General features: G+C 63.2%; 5 protein-coding genes and 1 pseudogene. 4 read left to right on the top strand and 2 right to left on the bottom strand.

Annotation, left to right across the window (positions count from 1 at the left end):
• The 4 genes and pseudogenes from BG842_RS21645 to BG842_RS21630 all read left to right on the top strand — a co-directional run.
• Nucleotides 1-609 (top strand): annotated as a pseudogene (locus tag BG842_RS21645) (cell division protein FtsZ); the annotation flags it as partial.
• Nucleotides 610-978: 369 nt separating this feature from the next.
• A complete protein-coding gene (locus BG842_RS21640; protein WP_007981575.1) occupies nt 979-1155 on the top strand; it encodes a protein translocase SEC61 complex subunit gamma in 177 nt (58 codons plus the stop codon).
• 10 nt (nt 1156-1165) lie between these two features.
• A complete protein-coding gene (locus BG842_RS21635) occupies nt 1166-1603 on the top strand; it encodes a transcription elongation factor Spt5 (protein WP_007981573.1) in 438 nt (145 codons plus the stop codon).
• Between the two features lie 317 nt (nt 1604-1920).
• Nucleotides 1921-3714: a M3 family oligoendopeptidase gene (locus BG842_RS21630; protein ID WP_069452413.1), complete on the top strand. Its 1794-nt coding sequence runs from the start codon at nt 1921-1923 to the stop codon at nt 3712-3714.
• On the opposite strand, the gene BG842_RS21625 is transcribed toward BG842_RS21630, so the two are convergent.
• Both BG842_RS21625 and BG842_RS21620 read right to left on the bottom strand, forming a co-directional pair.
• Nucleotides 3687-4586: a CPBP family intramembrane glutamic endopeptidase gene (locus BG842_RS21625; RefSeq protein WP_069452412.1), complete on the bottom strand. Its 900-nt coding sequence runs from the start codon at nt 4584-4586 to the stop codon at nt 3687-3689. The two genes, BG842_RS21630 and BG842_RS21625, sit on opposite strands and share 28 nt — an antisense overlap.
• 112 nt (nt 4587-4698) lie before the next feature.
• Nucleotides 4699-5388: S16 family serine protease (locus BG842_RS21620; protein WP_303645374.1), on the bottom strand; the 690-nt coding region annotated here is incomplete at its 5' end.

Raw genomic sequence — 5388 nt, 5'->3', positions numbered from 1 at the left:
GAGGTCCGGCGCACGAACGCGGAAGCCGGATTGGAACGCCTCCGCGACGTGAGCGATACGGTTATCGTCGTCCCGAACGACCGCCTGCTCGATTCCGTCGGCAAACTCCCCGTCAAACAGGCGTTCAAGGTCGCCGACGAAGTGCTCATGCGCTCCGTGAAGGGCATCACGGAACTCATCACGAAGCCCGGCCTCGTCAACCTCGACTTCGCCGACGTTCGCACCGTCATGGAGAAGGGCGGCGTCGCCATGATCGGCCTCGGCGAGAGCGACTCCGACCAGAAGGCACAGGACTCCGTGAAGAGCGCCCTCCGCTCCCCCCTCCTCGACGTGGACATCAGCGGCGCGAAATCCGCGCTCGTCAACGTCACCGGTGGCAACGACATGTCCATCGAAGAAGCCGAGGGCGTGGTTGAGCAGATCTACGACCGCATCGACCCCGACGCCCGCATCATCTGGGGGACCTCCATCGACGAGGACCTCGACGGCACGATGCGCACCATGATCGTCGTCACGGGCGTGCAGTCGCCCCAGATTTACGGCAGTAACGAAGCCGAACAAGCGCAGGCGAAGCAACAGCAGACGGAAGACATCGACTACGTGGAATAGTCCGTCTCCTTTTTCTGCAGTCGCCGAACGTGGGGGTGTCTTGTTATGCTCCGATTCGGTAGCGAACGCTCCCTCGATTCGCGCGCCATCGCTCCGGGAAGCCGTCCTGTACCGCAACCACGGTGGTCCGTGGACGACGCGCACCACGTCCTCGCCCTCGTCGGCGGGTTGCGCTACCGGCGGATACGTCGAGAACGGTACCGCGACGCGTCGGGCGAAAATTCATTTCGGGTCGAAATCCTCGGTTTTTCGCCACGAACGGGTGTGTCCGGCGGCTATTTCCCCCCGGCGACGTCCCTTCGACGGACCCGATGCTGTTCTCTCTTTGTAGAAAGATAGAAAAAGCCCGATAGCCAAGCACAACCAACAATGGACGTTAAACTTGACCTCGCGTCGTACGTGCGCGTACTCAAGCTGGCGAGTACGCCGTCGTGGGACGAGTTCTCGAAGATTGCACAGATTGCCGGTGCCGGAATCTTGCTCGTCGGGTTGCTCGGATTCACGATTTTTGCTATCATGACTTTCATCAACCCCGTTCCCGTCTAGGTGACTCTAAATGCCAATTTACGCAGTAAAGACCACGGCAAGTCAGGAACGCACCGTCGCAGATATGATCATCAACCGCGAGGAACCGGAGATTCACGCCGTCCTCGCGCCCGACTCGCTGACGAGTTACGTGATGGTCGAGGCCGACGACCACCGGGTCATCAACCGCGTGCTGGAGGAGATTCCCCACGCGCGGAGCATGGTCCCCGGCGAGAGCAATATCTCCGAAGTCGAGCACTTCCTCTCCCCGACGCCCGACGTCGAGGGTATCGCGGAAGGGGACATCGTTGAACTCATCGCCGGACCGTTCAAGGGCGAGAAAGCACAGGTCCAGCGCATCGACGAGGGCAAGGACCAAGTGACCGTCGAACTGTACGAGGCGACCGTCCCGATTCCCGTCACCGTGCGCGGTGACCAGATTCGCGTGCTCGACTCCGAAGAGCGGTAGCTCTTCTGGCCCCCGTTCGTTCCTGGGGAACTCCGTTTTTCCGTGCTCCCGTTCGCACGGGAAGACAACCCGCGTCTTCCCTACCCTCGTTTGCTAGGCTCACGAGGCCTTCGCTCACGGGAACTCCTTGCAGTCGCTCACCCGATTTTCGAAGGACCGGTATCTTTTTCATTTGTCGGGGACGACATTTTCACAATCTGGTAGTACGATGACCCGCTTTACCTCCTTCTGACTCGATCGGTTTCCTGACACGTACGCCCGTTCGACTAACCATCAGCGACGGCAGAGACACCACCAGTCACAACAACAACGCACGCATGAATTCGACACCGACCAGAGACGAGATTCCACAGGAGTACAAGTGGGACCTTTCGACCCTCTTCGCATCGCCTGACGAATGGAACACGACGCTCGCCGAAACCGAAGCGCTCGCGGAGTTGCTCCGCGAGCGCGACCCGACGACTGCCGACGACCTTCACGACACCCTCTCGGACCTCGAAACGCTCGTCCGACGGGAACAACGCCTCGGGTTGTACGTCGAACTTCGGTGCAACGAGGACACCAGCGACCCCGAGCGCGAGGAGCGGCGCACCGAGTTTCGGTCGGTGTCGAACGATGTCGCCCGGGCGAAGACCGCGGTTCGGCGACGGTTACGGGCGCTCTCTCCAGAGCGAGTCGAGGAACTCGTGTGCGAGAACGACGACCTCGCGGGGTTCGAGCGCTACCTCGATGACGCGGTTCGGATGGACGAACACGTTCGGTCGCCCGACGTCGAGGAAGCTCTCACGGAACTGAACCACGACGCCCCCGAACGGGTGTTCCGGGCGCTCGTCAATCGGGACTTCGAACCGCCGACCGTGGACGGGCCGGACGGGGACTCCGTTCACGTGACGCGGAACAACCGACGGCGGCACCTCGCGTTGGACGACCGGGCGTTCCGACGACGGGTGTACGAGGCGTTCCGCGGGGAACTGACCGCATCCACGCACGCGATTGCGACGGCCTACGCGGAGAAAGCAAAAACACAATCAAAACTCGCGGCGGTGCGGAATTTCGATTCGGTCCGCGAACGGACGTTCAACAAACAGAGCTACCCCGAGACGGGTCTTCGAATCGACTTTCCGACCGACGCGCACGACGCGCTGCTCGATGTACTCCGGTCGAATCTCGACCCGCATCATCGCTTCCTCCATCTTCGTCGTGACCGTCTCGGCGTGGAGGAGCTACGGCCGTGGGACATGCAGGTTTCACTCGCCGACGGCGACCCGCCGGAAATTCCGTACGAGGAGGCGCGCCAGCATCTCCTCGCCGCCGTCGAACCGCTGGGTGCGGCGTACTACGCCCGCTTGGCGGACTTTCTGGACGACAGGCGAATCGACGTGTACGAAACGGCCGAAAAGCGGTCGGACACCACCGCGTACTGCCCGTCGTCGTACGGTACCGGTGCGTACATTTTGGCGAACTACGACGACGATTTGCGGTCGCTGTTCGTCCTCTGCCACGAACTTGGCCACGCGATGAACACGTCGTATCTGCGCGAGGCACGCCAACCGCTGTACGCGACCACGCCGCGCCCCGTCGAGGAGGTCCCGAGTCTGCTTCACGAACTGCTCCTCGCCCGGCATCTCATCGACACCGACAGATATCGAGGACACGTCTTCGACCGCCTCCTCGGAACCATCGACGGCAACCTCTACGGAACCGCGATGTGGTCCGCGTTCACCCACGAAACCTACGGCGCGGTCGAAGACGGCGGTACACTCACCGCGGAGCGCCTCGACGACATCTACGCCGACCTCCACGAGGAGTTTCACGCACCGATTGTCCCTGACGAATACACCCGCTCGGGATGGCTCATCGGCAGCCATGCGCGCGAGCCGTACCACTTCTACCAGTACGTGCTCGGCGTGGTCGGCGCGACCGTGATTTTCGACCGACTCACCGACGGTTCCCTCTCACCCGATGAGTACCGCGATTTCCTCCGAACCGGCGGCAAAAAGAGAGCGGTCGAGACGTTCGCGGACCTCGGTATCGCCGTTCTCGCCGCCGACCCGTACGAGCGCGCGGCGTCCGTGTTCGCCGACTATCTCGACGAAGCGCCGTGGGCGTGAACGACGAACTCCAGCGCGTTGACGAGGTAGTGGGCGACGACCACCACGAGAAAACTTCCCGTCAGGACGAACGCGCTCGCCAGCACCGCCCCGAGCGTTCCGGTCACGAGCACTCCCGCCGGGCCTTGCGCGCCGTGGCCCGTCGCGAAGGCAACCGACGAGGCGACGACGAGGAACCACGGTGAAATCCCGTATCCGGCGGCGAACACCCCGACCAGCGAGGACCGAAACAACAGTTCCTCGAATCCGGCGATTATCGGCAGGACGAGGGCCAACAGGACGACCCACCCGCCGAGCGAGTCGGGGGTGAGGAGTTCTCGGAGGCCGTCCTCGTAGTCGATGCCGAACGCGTCGGCGACGCGCTGGCCGACTTCGTTGGCTGCGTACAGTCCGACGCCGAGGAGGACGCCGATACCCAGTTGGGCGACGGTCACGCGTTCGAGGCCGAGCGCGTCCGCGGGAATCGCGGCGAGCACCGCCGCGACGACGAGGACGACGCCGAACAAGCCCTGGCTCAACGCGACGTTGACGAGCAGGGTTCCGGGCGTGAACTCTGCTTCCGGTGCCGGATTCGTGACCTCGTGCGTCACGTTCGGGTAGTCGGCCGCCGATTCGAAGGGGCCGTATTCGGGCTGGCGCGTGGTTTCGTGCGTGGCGGTCTCGGATTCCCCAACACCTCCGTCACCCCGTCCGAACGCGCGTCCGCTCGCTGCGGTCCTGGCGGTCCCGTCGCGGTGTGCCGGTTCGCAGCGGTCGCCCCCTCCCGCCTCGTCGTCCACGAACATGGCTTGCGAGGCGCGAGCCAGCGCGATGAGGACGACGAGGACGACGAGCGTGACACCGGCGAAGGCGTTCCAGTTCGGCGAGGGCATTCGCTTTCGGGTTCGGACGCCGACGCTGAAAAGCTATCTCTCCGTCGGTGCGGTTGGTGCCGTCGCTGTGGGACGGAAATCGAATAGAAAAAGAATTCTCGTTGCCGAACGCTTACTGCGGGCTCGGACTGCTACCGGGTTGAGTGCCGCCGACCTTACGGTCGAGGGCGTGGCCAGTGATGTCCTTCAGCCGGTTGATGAGGCTGTCCTTCTCGGACTCGCCCGTGAGCGCGACTTCGAGGACTTCGCTGATGTGCGAGACGGGGATGATTTCGACCATCTCCTCGTATTCCTCTTCTATCATCACGTCCTGCTCATTGGCCTTCGGGATGATGACCGTCTCGACGCCCGCCTTCGCGGCCGCCTCGATTTTGTGCGTGACGCCGCCGACCGGGAGCACGTCGCCGCGGACCGACAGCGAACCGGTCATGGCGATGCTCTGGTCGATGGGGATGTTCTCCAGCGCGCTGATGACCGCGGTGGCCATCGTCACCGACGCGGAGTCACCCTGGACACCCTCGTAGGCTTGAACGTACTGGATGTGGATGTCCTTCTCCGAGATGTCCTCGTCGCTGAACTTTTTGATGATGGCGCTGACGTTCTGAACGGCCTCCTCGGCGATGTCCTGCAGTTTCCCGGTGGCGATGACCTTGCCGGGACCCTGCGACGGTGCGACTTCGGCCATGACGGGCATGACGATACCGCTGTCCTCGCCCATGACGGCGAGGCCGTTGACCCGACCCACCACGTCGCCAGCGGAGACGGTGAGGTCGTAGTCCTTGCGCCGCTCGATGTAGTCGTC

Source organism: Haladaptatus sp. W1 (genome assembly GCF_001723155.1).
GTDB lineage: Archaea > Halobacteriota > Halobacteria > Halobacteriales > Haladaptataceae > Haladaptatus > Haladaptatus paucihalophilus.
The sequence above is the reverse complement of the archived record's forward strand: the minus strand, read 5'-3'. Positions and strand labels throughout refer to the sequence as shown.

What these genes read in the sequence shown, in the direction of transcription:
- BG842_RS21640 (WP_007981575.1), top strand. Translation starts at nt 979, where the DNA reads ATGGACGTTAAACTTGACCTCGCGTCGTACGTGCGCGTACTCAAGCTG.
- BG842_RS21635 (WP_007981573.1), top strand. Translation starts at nt 1,166, where the DNA reads ATGCCAATTTACGCAGTAAAGACCACGGCAAGTCAGGAACGCACCGTC.
- BG842_RS21630 (WP_069452413.1), top strand. Translation starts at nt 1,921, where the DNA reads ATGAATTCGACACCGACCAGAGACGAGATTCCACAGGAGTACAAGTGG.
- BG842_RS21625 (WP_069452412.1), bottom strand. Translation starts at nt 4,586, where the DNA reads ATGCCCTCGCCGAACTGGAACGCCTTCGCCGGTGTCACGCTCGTCGTC.